Genomic DNA, 13,704 nt, shown 5'->3' with positions numbered 1-13,704 from the left:
GATGCTCACTGCATCCACGGTGGTGGCGGAGGTTCGTCGGACTTGCCCTTGGGCTCGTCGTCCGCCGCACGGATGGCTTGCTTGCGCTCCTCATCCAGACGCGCCGCTTCGATCTCGCGCAGCACCCCGCCGACATCGGCCAGATCCTCGGGATCGTCGAACTCGCCGGTCAGCACGCTGGCCGGGTGCAACGTACCCGCTTCGTACAGCGCCCACATTTCCTTGGCGTACTTGGTCTTCTTCAACTCCGGGGCGAAGCGGCCGAAGTACGACGCCATGTTGCCGACGTCACGCTCCAGCATGCTGAACGCATGGTTGTTGCCCGCCGCGTCCACCGCTTGCGGCAGGTCGATGATGACCGGCCCCGTCGGCGTCAGCAGCACGTTGAACTCCGAGAGGTCACCGTGCACCAGACCGGTACACAACATCAGCACGATCTGCGAAATCAGGAACGCGTGATATTCGCGGGCCTGATCCGGCTCCAGCACTACGTCGTTCAGACGCGGCGCGGCATCCCCGTATTCATCGGCCACCAGTTCCATCAGCAGCACGCCTTCGAGGAAGTCGTACGGCTTGGGCACCCGCACCCCGGCGTTGGCCAGGCGGAACAGCGCCGCGACTTCGGCGTTCTGCCAGGCGTCTTCGGCTTCCTTGCGCCCGAACTTGGAACCCTTGGCCATCGCCCGGGCCTGTCGGCTGTTGCGAACCTTGCGGCCTTCCTGATACTCGGCCGCCTGGCGGAAACTGCGTTTGTTCGCCTCCTTGTAGACCTTTGCGCAACGTAACTGATTGCCGCAGCGCACCACATAAACAGCTGCTTCTTTGCCACTCATGAGTGGACGCAGCACTTCGTCGACCAGACCGTCCTCGATCAGGGGTTCAATGCGTTTTGGAGTCTTCATCAGCTTTTATTGTGGGTCCTTTATTACCAAACACGCGAATGTCACTCGTTATACGGCAATCCTCGCATCGCGGGGAGGGGTTGCCGACCTGTGAACCTGTGGATGCACACACTGTGCCGGATAAATCGGCTCAATTCGCTTCTTTATCGACCGCTTCGAATCATAGCCGAGGCCGGCGAATTTATAGGCGCCAGGACTTGAGGGCATTTGCGACAGAATCTGACATCCCGCCGCATGCAGCTCGTAAGAATTTTCTCTTCCGGCCTCAATTTCCCTCTTCATCAGCCGAATTCCTCTGAGACAGAGGAACTTGTCCGACAATCGTTCCAAAAAAATCTTCGATGTCGCACCCAGGGAAACGGGTGAGAAATAGGTTTTTCGGCTGCCAATAACCGCGAGTCATCTGCACTGCGTGGGCCTACAAGAAAATCTGGAGCGCGGATGAACATCAAACAGAAGTTGACCTGGGCGTTTGCAATCATCGCCTGCTTGCCCGTGGTGCTGGTCGCCACGCTGGTGGTACTCAACCTGCGCAGCGATGCCCGGGACGATTTTGTCGACAGCAGCGGGCGCGAGATCCGTCAGGTCAGCAATGCCATGCAGCTGTTTTTCGACGGCATCAGCCAGAACGTCGATTACCTGGCGGCGCAGCCGTTGGTGAAGAACGCGGACGGCAGCGTTCGCAGCCGCATGAGCGCCAACGCCGCCGATACCTCCGATGGCGAGATCGACAAGCAACTGTTTGCACTGTTCGAGGGGCTGGCCAAATCCCACCCGGCCTACTCCTACGTCTCCTATGGATTGAACAGCGGCGGCTATGCCTTCTGGCCGGGCGATCCGAAGATGGCCAACTACGACCCGCGCACCCGCCCCTGGTACAAGACGGCCATGGCCAACCCGGGCAAGACCCTGCGCACCGAGGCCTATTACTGGGCCGGCGACGACGCGGTTCTGGTCAGCACCGTGCGCGCGGTCGCCAACCAGTTGGGCGCCCAGGGTGGCGTGGTCAACATTGACGTGTCGCTCAAGCAACTGACCGAGATCGTCAAACAGATCAAGCTCGGCGAAAGCGGTTATCTGATGCTGATGGAAAACACCGGCACGGTGCTGGTCGATCCGAAGCAACCGGAGCACAACTTCAAGCGACTCGACAGCCTCGGCGACGGCTACGCGCAACTGGCCAAGGCCGGCAAAGGCCTGGTTGACATCGAGCTCAACGGCGAGCGCTACATGGCCAACGTCTGGCCCTCGGAGCAACTGGGCTGGACCTTTATCGGCCTGATCAAACAGAACGAAGTGATGAGTTCCGCCACTCAACTGACCTGGCTGATCGCGATCATCGCTGCAGTGCTGGCGGTGTTCTTCGCGGTGGTCGGCGCCAGTTTCGCCAGCCTCATCGTGCGGCCGATCCGCAGTGTGGCCAGCGGTCTGGAAGGCATCGCCCAGGGCGAAGGCGACCTGACCAAGAGCCTCGATATCCGTGGCAGCGACGAAACCGCGCAACTGGCCAACTGGTTCAACCAGTTCCTCACCGCGATCCGCAGCCTGATTCAGCATATCGGTGGCGCGGCCGGAAAAATCCTCGCCACTTCGCAGAGCTCGACCCGGGTCTCCGGCGACATGGCCGAAGCCGCCGGACGCCAGCGCGAAGCGGTGGACATGGTCTCGACCGCGTTCCACGAAATGGTCGCCACCGCCAACGAAGTCGCCCGCTCGTGCAGCCAGGCGGCGGAGTCTGCCGACAGCGGCCAGCGCCAGGCCCGCGAAGGCCAGCAGCAGATCGATGCGGCGGTGCACAGCGTCGATCAACTGAGCCAGGAGCTGGAGCAATCGGCGCAGTCGATGCAGCAACTGGAGCGCGACAGCAACGACATCCAGTCGATCCTCGGCACCATCCGCTCCATCGCCGAACAGACCAACCTGCTGGCGCTCAACGCGGCCATCGAAGCGGCGCGGGCCGGTGAGCAGGGTCGTGGTTTTGCGGTGGTGGCCGATGAGGTTCGCGCACTGGCCAAACGCACGGCGGATTCGACGGCGGAAATCGACGGGCTGCTGGGCAACCTGGCCAAACGCACCAGCGCGGTGACTCAGCAGATGCGCGCCAGCCTCGATGTTTCGCAGCAATCGGTGGCACGCATCGGCGAAGCGCGAGAAAGCTTCGGTCAGATCCGTGAGTCGGTGGATGTGATTCGCGACATGAACACGCAGATCGCCACGGCCGCTGAAGAGCAGCATCAGGTGGCTGAGGACATCAATCGGCATATCAGCCAGATTCATGGTGATGCGCAGTTGGTGGCGGAGCTGGCGAATTCGGCGCGGCTGGATTCGCAGAGTCTGGCGGGGCTGTCGAATGAGCTGGATGGGTTGGTGCGCAGGTTCCGTACTTGAGATTGGCGGGCAACCTGAAAAGCGCCCTCACCCCAGCCCTCTCCCGGGGGGAGAGGGAGCCGAATCGGGGATGCTTTAGAAATCCGCCGACATGAAAGAACGTTGTTGAATCCATAATCGACACCGATCTTTCAGGTCGATGTATAACGCCAGACACCTCGGTCAGTCCCCTCTCCCTCCGGGCGGTCCGACGTTTCGGGAGGGTTAGGGTGAGGGCAAGCTTTTGCTCTTCTAGCGCTCGATGATCGCCGTCACACCCTGTCCGCCAGCCGCACAAATCGAAATCAACCCCCGCCCCTGCCCCGCCGCATCCAGCAACTTCGCCAGGTTCGCCACAATCCTCCCGCCCGTCGCGGCAAACGGATGCCCCGCCGCCAGTGAGCTGCCCTTGACGTTCAAGCGGCTGCGATCAATCGAGCCCAGCGGCGCGTCCAGCCCGAGCCGGGTCTTGCAGTAGTCCGGATCCTCCCAGGCCTTCAACGTGCACAACACTTGCGCGGCGAAGGCCTCGTGGATTTCGTAGTAGTCGAAATCCTGCAAGGTCAGTCCATTGCGCGCCAGCAAGCGTGGCACCGCATACACCGGAGCCATCAAAAGTCCTTCGGCACCGTTGACGAAATCCACCGCCGCCGCTTCGCCGTCGCGCAGATACGCGAGGATTGGCAGACCACGTTCCTTCGCCCACTCTTCGCTGCCCAGCAACACCACCGAGGCGCCATCGGTCAGCGGCGTCGAGTTGCCGGCAGTCAGCGTGCCTTTGGCGCTTTTCTCGAAGGCCGGTTTCAGGGTCGCGAGTTTTTCCAGGGTCAGGTCCGGGCGCAGGTTGTTGTCACGGGTCAGGCCGAGGAATGGGGTCATCAGGTCGTTGTGCCAGCCTTCGCTGTAGGACGCCGCCAGTTTGTGGTGGCTTTCGAAAGCCAGTTGATCCTGTTCCTCGCGGGGGATGTTCCAGGTCTGCGCCATCAATTCGCAGTGCTCGCCCATCGACAGGCCGGTGCGCGGTTCGCCGTTGCGCGGGAAGTCGGGGATCAGGTGTTTCGGGCGTAATTGCAGAAAGGTCTTGAGCTTGTCGCCGGTGGTCTTGGCGCGGTTGGCTTGCAGGAGGATCTTGCGCAGGCCTTCGCTGACGCTGATCGGCGCGTCCGACGTCGTGTCGACGCCGCCAGCAATGCCGCAATCGATCTGGCCGAGGGCGATCTTGTTCGCCACCAGCAGCGCCGCTTCCAGGCCGGTGCCGCAGGCCTGCTGGATGTCATAGGCCGGGGTGGCCGGCGACAGCCGCGAGCCGAGCACGCATTCGCGGGTCAGGTTCATATCCCGTGACAATTTCAGCACCGCCCCTGCGACCACTTCGCCGATGCGCTGGCCGTGCAGGTTGTAGCGTTCGATCAGGCCTTCGAGAGCGGCGGTGAGCATCACCTGATTGCTGGCGGTGGCGTAGGGCCCGTTGGAGCGGGCGAACGGAATGCGGTTGCCACCAATGATCGCGACGCGGCGCAGCTGACTCATGAAATGCTCCTTGTGAAATATCCGGTCTGAAAATCGAGCGCTGAAAACCCGGTCGGGCCACAAAAGCGCCGAGGGCAAACTACTCTGCTGTTCTAGCGTAGGCCTTATTGCGTGGATCGAACGATTGATTGCCCTTCGCAGTCCACACTTTGAACCCCATCTTCTGGAGAGCGTTCCATGTCTGACCGCTATATCGACTTCGCCAACTCGCCTATCGGCCACCGTCTGGTCGGGGCCCTGGGCCTGCCGTCGCCGGTGCGGCTGGAACGCTGGCAGGCCGGGCGCCTGCGGCCGGTGGACGGTGCGCTGCTGATCGGCGGTGGGCCGCTGGCCGAGCAGGTCAGCGCCTTTGCCAAACGGTTGACCGATGCCATTTATCGATACGGCGATCAGCCGGCCAGCGCCATCCAATGGATTCCCGGCCATGGCCCGAAACTCAAGGCCGTGGTGTTCGACGCCAGCGATTTGCAGCACACCGACCAGCTCAAGCAGCTGCGCGAGTTCTTCCAGCCTTTGATGAAGAACCTCGACAGCAGCGCGCACCTGGTGATTCTCGGCCGCGCCCCGGAAACCCTGCGTGAACCGTTTGCCGCCAGCGCACAGCGAGCGCTTGAAGGCTTCTCGCGCTCGCTGGCCAAGGAACTGCGCAGCGGCGGCACGCTGCAACTGATCTACGTGGGCGAAGGCGCCGAGGATCAGCTCGAAGGGCCGCTGCGGTTTTTCCTCTCGCCGAAAAGCGCGTTCGTCTCCGGGCAAGTGATCCGTCTGACGGCCTGCGCCACTCAAGTTACCGACTGGACGCGCCCGTTGGCCGGACGCAAGGCACTGGTCACCGGCGCGGCGCGGGGCATCGGCGCCTCAATCGCCGAAACCCTGGCCCGTGACGGCGCCGAAGTGATCCTGCTCGACGTGCCGCCCGCGAAAACCGATCTGGAAGCCCTCGCCGCGCGCCTCGGCGGGCGCGCCATCACCCTCGACATTTGCGCCGAAGACGCCGCTACGCAACTGATCGAACAGCTGCCGGACGGCCTCGACATTCTGGTGCACAACGCCGGCATTACCCGCGACAAGACCTTGGCCAACATGACCCCGGAATTCTGGGATGCGGTGCTGGCGGTCAACCTCAACGCGCCGCAAGTGCTGACCAAAGCCCTGCTCGACAGGGGCACGTTGCGCGATAACGCCCGGGTCATTCTGCTGGCCTCGATCAGCGGCATCGCCGGCAATCGCGGGCAGACCAACTACGCGGCAAGCAAGGCCGGGCTGATCGGACTGGCCCAGGCCTGGGCGCCGACCCTGCTGGAGCGCGGTATCAGCATCAATGCCGTGGCGCCGGGATTCATCGAGACCCAGATGACTGCGCACATCCCGTTCGGCCTGCGCGAGGCCGGGCGGCGCATGAGTTCGCTGGGCCAGGGCGGCCTGCCGCAAGACGTCGCCGAAGCCGTGGCCTGGCTGGCACAACCGGGCACCGGCGCGTTCACCGGGCAAGCGCTGCGGGTGTGCGGCCAAAGCGTTCTGGGGGCCTGAGCATGAGCATCGAATGGCAAACGCTGCACTACGAACCGAGCCTGCCGGGGCTGTATGCCCGGGCGGCCACCCGACGCAAAATCACCGGCACCACCCTGCCCGCCAGCGGCCTGCGCTGCGCCGTCGAGGTCGATGGCAAACGTCTGGCGGCGTATCGCAAGGTCTGCGGTTTCACCGATGACGGTCTGCTGCCGCCGACCTATCCGCATATCCTGGCGTTCGCCCTGCAGATGCAATTGCTGACGGCCAAGGAGTTTCCGTTCCCGCTGCTGGGGCTGATTCATCTGAGCAACCGCATCCGCGTATTGCGGCCAATGGGCGGGATCAGTCGCGCGCAAGTCAGTGTCCGGGTGCATAACCTGCAACCGCATCCAAAGGGCGCGACCTTCGATCTGCTGACCACCCTCGACGATCAACTCAGCCCGTTGTGGGAAGCCGAAAGCCAAATGCTCTGTCGCGGCGTGAAGCTTGAAGGCGAACCAGTCGAACAGGCCTGGGAGCCGGCGCTGCCGCTGATGCAAGTGGCGCAATGGAAGGCGCCGGCGGACATCGGCCGGCAGTACGCGAAAGTCTCCGGCGACTACAACCCGATCCACCTGAGCGCCGCCAGTGCCAAGCTGTTCGGTTTCCCCACAGCCATCGCCCACGGGTTATGGAACAAGGCCCGCACGCTGGCGGCGCTGGCAGATCATCTGCCCAAGGCCAACCTTGAGGTCACCGTGCATTTTCGCAAACCGGTGCGCCTGCCGAGCGAGGTGAGCCTGTTCGCCAGCGCTGCCGGTTCCAGCGGTGAGTTGCGCCTGATCGGCGCCGGGGAACTGGAGCACATGGTGGGCAACTGGCAGCCGGTAGCCTGACATCGAGGCCGGGAAAACCTGCTCAATTGTGTATATATCACTTAAGTTTTCCCGCGCCGCACAAACATCCCTCGCCGAAACCCAGCCTTGATTTTCAAGGCTTTTTTTTGCGCGCCTATATCCTCGGTATTAGTCGTTAGGCAGCACTCGCATCCCCCTGCATAAAGGCGTTAATACCAACTTGAGAATGGCGTGGATCCGGCCTTGCGATTGATATGAGCACAACGGACGAAGGCACTGCCGGCAACAGAATCGGCGGGCCATCGAAAACAACAAACGTTGTGACAGGTGCAAGGAATAACGCTCATGAAAACTCAGATGAAAGCTCAGGCGGCATGGTGCAAATCGGCAACGGCACTGGCCCTCATTCTCTCCCTCGGTCTGGCCGGTTGCAGCAGTGGCGGCGGCGGTCATCACAGCAGTTCCGGCAGTTCTTCCCCCGACAGCTCGACTGCAGGTACTGGCGGCACCGGTGGCACGGGTGGAACCGGAGACACCGCGGGCACTGGCGGCACTGGCGGTACCGGTGGCACTGGCGGAACGGGAGGGACAACGGATCCGACCAATCCGACCAATCCCACCAATCCGACGGACCCGACGAACCCGACCAATCCCACGACCCCTTCGCTGGTGACGACCACCCTGGTGCAGGACGTCGGTAATACCGTCAGCGGCGTCGGCGATGGCGTCGGCCAGGTCGGTGACTCCCTGAGCGGCGTGCCTGTCGTTGGCGGCGTGGTGCAAAGCGCCGCCAAAACCGCCGGCAACGTTGTGACCACGCTGGGTGACGGCGTAGCCAACGGCATCGGCAAACTGGCGACCACCGACAATGGTCTGGGCGTCACCGCTTCGGCGGTCGGCGGCGTGGTGCAGGATGTGGGCAACGGCGTGTCCGACCTGAGCGGCAAACTGGCTACTGCCACGGGCAGCGTTCCCGTGGTCGGCGGTGTGGTAACCAAGGTCGCCCCAGTGCTCAACGGAGTCGGCGAAAAGGTCACCATGCTCGGCGACACCCTCAGCACCGCCACCACCACCGGCCCGCTCGGCTCGGTGACCAAAGAAGTCGGCAGCAAACTGGTGCCGGTGATTGCCATGGTCGAAAGCACCACGGACAAACTCGGTACGGCTACAGGACTGGGCGCGCCGTTGAACGGTTTGGTCCAGAAGGTCGGCAGCACGGTGGACGGCGTGGGTGACAAGGTCACTGTCGCCGGCAACGGCAACGCTCTGACCAACACCGTCGGCGGCGCCCTGAGCAATGTCGGCACTGCCGTCGGCAAGGCCGGTGGGCTGGTGGACAACGGCACCGGTTCGGGAACAGGCGTCGGTGGCGGTCTGGGCAGCAATGGCTTGCTGCAAACCGTCGGCGGCGCCGTGGTCAACGTCGGCGCCGGCTTGAGCAGCGGCAATGGCACTCTCGCCGCACCCGGTGGCGTGCTGGCGGCGGCCGGTAACACCGTGGCATCGCTCAACACCGTGCTCGGCGGTTCGGGCTCGCCGATCACCAGCCCGACCACTCCCCTGGCAACCCTGGGCAACAACGTGGGTGCCGGACTTGCGCCAGTCACCACGGCGGTCACCAGCCTGACCCAGAATGTCGGCGCCGCCACCGGGCTCGGCACTCCGGTCGCCGGTCTCACCGGTCAGGTCGGCGGTGCCGTCGGCAATCTCGGCAACACGATTGCCAGCACCAACAGCAACCCTGTAGTGACGGCGGTCGGCAACACCGTCACCACGGTGGGCAATACGGTCACTGCGGTCGGCGGACTGGTCAACGGTGGCACCGCCACCGGGACTGGCGGCGGACTGGGTGGCGTCCTCGGAGGTCTTACCGGCGCCCTGGGCGGCAACAAACGCTGAATTGCACCTGGCCGATTCGACGGCCGAACCTACAGCGCCTACGCTTGGTTGAGGGCGGAAGATTCCCACGAGTCTTCCGCTTTTTTCTTAGGAGAAAACCCGCCCGGTGCTGGGGTTTGAACATGGAGTGTCCTATGCGCGTTATGGCATCCCTGCTGTTTCTCAGTCTCAGTTGCACAACCCTCGCCGACACCCTGCCCAGCTTTCTTAACAGCAACGAAACCATCCGCAACCTGCCGGTGCCGAACCTGCCCGCCGACGCCTACCGGCCGAACGCCGCGCCGCTGCAAGTGCCGGAGCCCGGCGCCACCGCCGCGCAGCCGTTGTTGATGGGCACGAAGATCAACCTCAGGACCGTGCAGATCGAAGGCGGCACGCTCTACCCGTTGAACGAACTGGCAGAAATCTACAAGCCCCTGATCGGTCGCGAGAGCAGCCTTGCCGACCTGATCGAAGCCACCCGCAACATCACCCGTCGCTACCAGCAGGACGGTTATTTGCTGTCCTACGCCTTCCTGCCACAACAGAACTTCGACGACGGCGTGGCGCGCGTCGTGCTGGTGGAAGGCTACGTGCGGGACGTGCAGATCGCGGGCGACGTCGGGCGGGTCAAAGCCCTGCTCGAGCGACTGGCGGCCAAGCTTCAGGCTGAGCGCCCTCTCACACGCAAGACGTTCGAGCGCTACACCACACTGATGACCCGCATTCCCGGCGTGACGATCCAGGCCCAGGTGCCGCCACCCGGCACCACCGATGGTGCAACCACGCTGGTGGCCCAGGCCAGCCGCAAACCGTTCACCAGCACCCTGAGCACCACCGAAGACAACCGCAACGGCACTCAGGCCCTGCTCGGTATCAGCAGCAATTCACAAACCTCGATGGGCGAACAGCTGAGCCTCAGCGGCCTGTTTCCACCGGGAGATGATCACGAGCGTTACTACCGGCTGGACTACAACCAATTCATCAACGACGAAGGTGCGCAACTGAGCCTGTCGGCCTCACGCTACCGGGCCGATCCCGGCACCAACGTAGTGCTGAACAACGGACTGGAACTCAAGCCGCACCGTGAAAACGACCGTTACTCGCTCGGCTTCAGCCTGCCGCTGATTGCCGCCTCGGATGAACTGCTGACCGCTGGATCGCGCCTGTACGCCGTCAACGACAAGACCCGCTACAACGTGATCGGCTACCCGCTGAGCGTCGAAGAACGCACCGACATCCGCGCCCTCGCCTTCGAAAGCGACTGGCGCAAGGCCGATGCCCGGCAACTGCGCATTCTCAGCGGCGGCGTGTACCAGGGCTTCGACAGCCTGGGCGCGCACACCAACAACAGCGCCATCGACCTCGATTTTTTCCGGGTGCGTCTGTCGGGGGTGCAAAGCGACAAATTCCTCGATAACTGGCAAGGCGTACTGTCAGCCGCGTTGTACTGGAGCGACGACACCCTGCCCGACAGCGAGCGCGCGGTGTTCGGCGGGCAGAATTTCGGCCGTGGTTATCCCGATGATCAGGCGTCCGGCGACAAGGGCTGGGGTGTGGCTTACGAAATCAACTACAGCTTCAACCGCGACGGCAACTGGGTGCGCATCCTGCAACCGTACTTCGTGCTCGATCGCTCGCGCAGCTGGTTCAATGAATTGCCGGTACAGGCCAACAACCTGTCATCGGCGGCGGTCGGCCTGAGATTCGGCGATGCGAAGTACTACAACATCGCCCTGGAAGCCGCCAAGGCGATGTCGGATGAAGCGCTGGATACGTTCAACCGCCGGCCGCGTTACAGCATCAGTTTCAGTTATCAGCTATAGACCGCCGTCGCAGGCAACGCCGGTTGCCTGCGACGAGCTAGTTATTCGTTTCGATCTTGCCCCCGGCATCCGGGTCGTAGAAATCGGGGATTTCATATTTGTACTTCTTCAACCAGCGCTGCATCGCCAGCTCACGCTCGGTGGCCGTGGCCGCCTGCGGATCGGGGGACGCGGCCTTGTTGCGGCTTTGCAGCAACAGCCAGCCTTCGGTTTCCTGCTGCTGGGCCGAGGCCGGGCCGGCGTCGATGGCCAGCGCGCCGAGCGGCAGACTCAACAGGCTCAGGCAACACAGGGTCTTGAACGTGTTCATGGCATCTCCTTGAGGCTCACTTGATCGCCGGTTGCGCATCAATCGCCACCGCGACCTGATTGCCAGCGACGGGTCTGGCTCTGACCGGCGACTTGAGTTTCTCCGCACGCGCCTGGGCATCGCTGAACTGCTCCGGGGTCAGGTGCGCGCGGCTGACCACTTCGGCGGCTTGCTGCCAGTTGTTCTGGTAGAGCAGCAGGGTCACCAGATTCAGCGTCGCCAACTGATTGTTCTGCTTCAGCTCGATGGCGGTCAGGAACTCGAAACGAGCGTCCTCGAGCCGCAGCTGATTGAGGTACACCACGCCCAGATCATTGCGGATGTTTTCATTGGTCGGCGCCAGACGCGCCGCCCGTTGCAGGTGGGCCTGCGCCTGGCCGTTGTCACCACGGGCGGCGTACAACTGGCCCAGGCCATGTTCGGCGTCGGCGTTCAGGCATGTGCCCAGCAGACTGCGATACAACGGCTCCGCTTCACTGCGACCCAGCAGGCGATAGACCTTGGCCTTGCGCAGCCGCACCTCGACGAGGTTGTCGGGCAGACCCTGCAGATTGGCCAGGCTGGCGTGCAGCTTGCCGTCGTAGACCAGATCATCGGCGAGGTTCAGCGACAGCTCCTGTTCGGAGCTCAACTTGCTGCAGCTGGCCGGCGCCAGCATCGTCGTCCACGGTGCCTGACCGTCGGTTGCGCAACCGCCGAGCAGCAACAGGCTAGCCATGACCATCAGTGCTTTCATCAATCGCTCTCCATCGCCATTGTCATTGTCAGGACGCAAACGCCCGGGTGATTGCGGTAAAACCGGGGCCCGCCAAAACGATCAGCAAGGCCGGAAAAAGCAGCAGCATCATGACCACCGACATCTTTGCCGACATCTTCGAGATGTATTCCTGCAAGCGTGTCAGGCGTCGGTCATCCAGCAGTTGCTTGAGCGTCAGCAACGATTTCATCGCGCCGCCGCCCTGCTGAATCAGTTGTTGCAGGATCACGCAGGTGTCGGTGAACTCATCCACCGCCAGCATCGCGGCCGCCTTGTTCAACTCTTGTCCGAGTTCCAGGCCCGAGTCGACACGGGCCAGGATCAGACGCAGTTCGCCGGTCAATTCCGGCAGCAGTTTTTGCCCCTCGCTGCTGAGTACACGCAGGGCCTGCTCGACGGCCATGCCGGACTCGAACAGGATCCGCAGCAGCGGAATGAACGTCGACACTTCCACCGCAATGATTTTCTGCCGCCGGGCAGCGGCATACGCCAGTAGACGTTTGGGCAGCAGATAGCCAACGCCGGTGGCGATCATCGGCACCAGCCAGCCGTTGGGTGCGAGGGGGAAAAACACCTCTTTCAGAAACACGCCCAGCCCCAGCGTCAGCAGCGGCGTGCCGATCTGGCAGGCGGCAAACAGCGAGCGCTCGCTGGCCCGGCGCCAACCGAGCCGGCTGAGCAGGGTCTGGGTTTCACTGTCGATGCTCACCGAGCGCTGACCGAACCGACTGCTGCCCAGTGCCCGCAGCCAGTTGCCGAAACGGTTCTCGCGCACCAGATGCCCCTGCAGACGCTGGTTGACCTGACGCACTCGACGCCGCTCGGTCAGCAGGTGGTTGCCGACCAGCAACAACGCCCCGAGCAACAGCATGAGACTGGCCAGCATCAGCATGTCAGACACTCCTCAACATGCGCCACAGCGCCAGGCAACCGGAGACCTGCAACACCACCGCGACAATCAGCATGGTCCGACCGCCGGAGTCGTTCCACATGCCGAGCATGTAGCCGGGATTGGTCAGCATGAAGTAACTGACCAGGATCACCGGCAGCGATCCGAGTACCCACGCGGTCATCCGCGTTTCGCCGGTCAGCGCGCGCAGTTGCCGGGCACCCTGGTCACGTTCGCGAATCAGTTTGATCAGGTTCTCCAGCAACTCGCTGGCGTTGCCGCCGTAGCGATGGTTGACCTTCAGGCCCAGGGCGAACATGCGCAGTTCGTCCTGCTCGTAGAGCTCGGCGAAATCGCTGACCGCGTCCGGCAGATTCACCCCCAGCTGCACGTTGCGCTGCACCCGGCCCATCGCGGCTTTCAACGGGTCCTCACTGGTTTCGATGCCGCCCATTACTGCATCGCTCAGGGTCCGGCCGGACTTGAGACTACGCACGGTGTGGTCGAGCAGTTGCGGCAACTGTTCGATCATCCGATTGAGCCGGCGCCGATACCGCCACGCGATGTACAGCCGCAAAATCAGCGGCGGCGCCAGTATCAGCAGCAACAGGCCAATCCAGTCGGCCAGCAGATAACCCAGCATCATGCCCACGACCCACAACGACAGCCAAAGCCCGAATCGCTCGCTCGGCCGGCCGAGGCCTGCCCGCAGGAACATCCGCTCCAGACCGGACCACGAGGATTTTTCTGCGACTGCTTGCGGTTGTCCGGCGGCGAGGCGAGAGAGCACCCGTTCGTTGGCAGTCTTGCGCACGCCCTGCAGGAACAGGCGAATCGACAACCCCAGCAGCAACAGGCAAAGGACAATCAGGATCACCGGTCCGATCATGACGAAGG

At 63.1% G+C, this 13,704-nt stretch carries 11 protein-coding genes and 1 pseudogene; 6 read left to right on the top strand and 6 right to left on the bottom strand.

Annotated elements, in window-relative coordinates:
• Window positions 1-5: 5 nt before the first annotated feature.
• Window positions 6-902: a PA4780 family RIO1-like protein kinase gene (locus ACKUG4_RS06245; protein ID WP_011332300.1), complete on the bottom strand. Its 897-nt coding sequence runs from the start codon at window positions 900-902 to the stop codon at window positions 6-8.
• Window positions 903-1,343: 441 nt separating this feature from the next.
• Between ACKUG4_RS06245 and ACKUG4_RS06240 the strand changes: the two are divergent.
• Window positions 1,344-2,432, top strand: a pseudogene (locus ACKUG4_RS06240) (cache domain-containing protein); the annotation flags it as partial.
• Window positions 2,433-2,522: 90 nt separating this feature from the next.
• On the top strand, window positions 2,523-3,290 hold the full coding sequence (locus ACKUG4_RS06235; RefSeq protein WP_371850984.1) for a methyl-accepting chemotaxis protein: 768 nt from the start codon (window positions 2,523-2,525) through the stop codon (window positions 3,288-3,290).
• A gap of 231 nt (window positions 3,291-3,521) precedes the next feature.
• On the opposite strand, the gene ACKUG4_RS06230 is transcribed toward ACKUG4_RS06235, so the two are convergent.
• Entirely contained in the window at window positions 3,522-4,799 is a 1,278-nt protein-coding gene (locus ACKUG4_RS06230) for an acetyl-CoA C-acetyltransferase (protein WP_445433662.1), read from the bottom strand.
• 177 nt (window positions 4,800-4,976) lie between these two features.
• Here ACKUG4_RS06230 and ACKUG4_RS06225 point away from each other — a divergent pair, with 177 nt between their 5' ends.
• The 4 genes from ACKUG4_RS06225 (at window position 4,977) to ACKUG4_RS06210 (ending at window position 10,851) form a co-directional block, all read left to right on the top strand.
• On the top strand, window positions 4,977-6,329 hold the full coding sequence (locus tag ACKUG4_RS06225) for a 3-oxoacyl-ACP reductase (protein ID WP_445433661.1): 1,353 nt from the start codon (window positions 4,977-4,979) through the stop codon (window positions 6,327-6,329).
• Between the two features lie 2 nt (window positions 6,330-6,331).
• Window positions 6,332-7,186 (top strand): MaoC family dehydratase, encoded by an 855-nt coding sequence (locus ACKUG4_RS06220; RefSeq protein WP_445433660.1) that lies wholly within the window; start codon window positions 6,332-6,334, stop codon window positions 7,184-7,186.
• 306 nt (window positions 7,187-7,492) lie between these two features.
• Window positions 7,493-9,046 (top strand): collagen-like triple helix repeat-containing protein, encoded by a 1,554-nt coding sequence (locus ACKUG4_RS06215; protein WP_445433659.1) that lies wholly within the window; start codon window positions 7,493-7,495, stop codon window positions 9,044-9,046.
• A gap of 134 nt (window positions 9,047-9,180) precedes the next feature.
• A complete protein-coding gene (locus ACKUG4_RS06210; RefSeq protein ID WP_445433658.1) occupies window positions 9,181-10,851 on the top strand; it encodes a ShlB/FhaC/HecB family hemolysin secretion/activation protein in 1,671 nt (556 codons plus the stop codon).
• Between the two features lie 37 nt (window positions 10,852-10,888).
• Here the strand turns inward: ACKUG4_RS06210 and ACKUG4_RS06205 are convergent, their stop codons facing one another.
• The 4 genes from ACKUG4_RS06205 to ACKUG4_RS06190 are packed head-to-tail and all read right to left on the bottom strand — an operon-like array spanning window position 10,889 to window position 13,696.
• Entirely contained in the window at window positions 10,889-11,161 is a 273-nt protein-coding gene (locus ACKUG4_RS06205; protein ID WP_039772498.1) for a DUF3613 domain-containing protein, read from the bottom strand.
• 16 nt (window positions 11,162-11,177) lie between these two features.
• Window positions 11,178-11,897 (bottom strand): tetratricopeptide repeat protein, encoded by a 720-nt coding sequence (locus tag ACKUG4_RS06200; protein ID WP_445433657.1) that lies wholly within the window; start codon window positions 11,895-11,897, stop codon window positions 11,178-11,180.
• Between the two features lie 28 nt (window positions 11,898-11,925).
• A complete protein-coding gene (locus ACKUG4_RS06195) occupies window positions 11,926-12,810 on the bottom strand; it encodes a type II secretion system F family protein (protein WP_039772493.1) in 885 nt (294 codons plus the stop codon).
• Window position 12,811: 1 nt separating this feature from the next.
• On the bottom strand, window positions 12,812-13,696 hold the full coding sequence (locus ACKUG4_RS06190; protein WP_085648134.1) for a type II secretion system F family protein: 885 nt from the start codon (window positions 13,694-13,696) through the stop codon (window positions 12,812-12,814).
• Window positions 13,697-13,704: the final 8 nt, after the last annotated feature.

Source organism: Candidatus Pseudomonas auctus (assembly GCF_048654275.1).
GTDB lineage: Bacteria > Pseudomonadota > Gammaproteobacteria > Pseudomonadales > Pseudomonadaceae > Aquipseudomonas > Aquipseudomonas pharyngis.
This window is presented reverse-complemented; position numbering and strand designations above follow the sequence as displayed.

Excerpts from the sequence above, each read along its gene's own strand:
- ACKUG4_RS06245 (WP_011332300.1), bottom strand. The coding sequence starts at position 902 with ATGAAGACTCCAAAACGCATTGAACCCCTGATCGAGGACGGTCTGGTC.
- ACKUG4_RS06235 (WP_371850984.1), top strand. The coding sequence starts at position 2,523 with ATGGCCGAAGCCGCCGGACGCCAGCGCGAAGCGGTGGACATGGTCTCG.
- ACKUG4_RS06230 (WP_445433662.1), bottom strand. The coding sequence starts at position 4,799 with ATGAGTCAGCTGCGCCGCGTCGCGATCATTGGTGGCAACCGCATTCCG.
- ACKUG4_RS06225 (WP_445433661.1), top strand. The coding sequence starts at position 4,977 with ATGTCTGACCGCTATATCGACTTCGCCAACTCGCCTATCGGCCACCGT.
- ACKUG4_RS06220 (WP_445433660.1), top strand. The coding sequence starts at position 6,332 with ATGAGCATCGAATGGCAAACGCTGCACTACGAACCGAGCCTGCCGGGG.
- ACKUG4_RS06215 (WP_445433659.1), top strand. The coding sequence starts at position 7,493 with ATGAAAACTCAGATGAAAGCTCAGGCGGCATGGTGCAAATCGGCAACG.
- ACKUG4_RS06210 (WP_445433658.1), top strand. The coding sequence starts at position 9,181 with ATGCGCGTTATGGCATCCCTGCTGTTTCTCAGTCTCAGTTGCACAACC.
- ACKUG4_RS06205 (WP_039772498.1), bottom strand. The coding sequence starts at position 11,161 with ATGAACACGTTCAAGACCCTGTGTTGCCTGAGCCTGTTGAGTCTGCCG.
- ACKUG4_RS06200 (WP_445433657.1), bottom strand. The coding sequence starts at position 11,897 with ATGAAAGCACTGATGGTCATGGCTAGCCTGTTGCTGCTCGGCGGTTGC.
- ACKUG4_RS06195 (WP_039772493.1), bottom strand. The coding sequence starts at position 12,810 with ATGCTGATGCTGGCCAGTCTCATGCTGTTGCTCGGGGCGTTGTTGCTG.
- ACKUG4_RS06190 (WP_085648134.1), bottom strand. The coding sequence starts at position 13,696 with ATGATCGGACCGGTGATCCTGATTGTCCTTTGCCTGTTGCTGCTGGGG.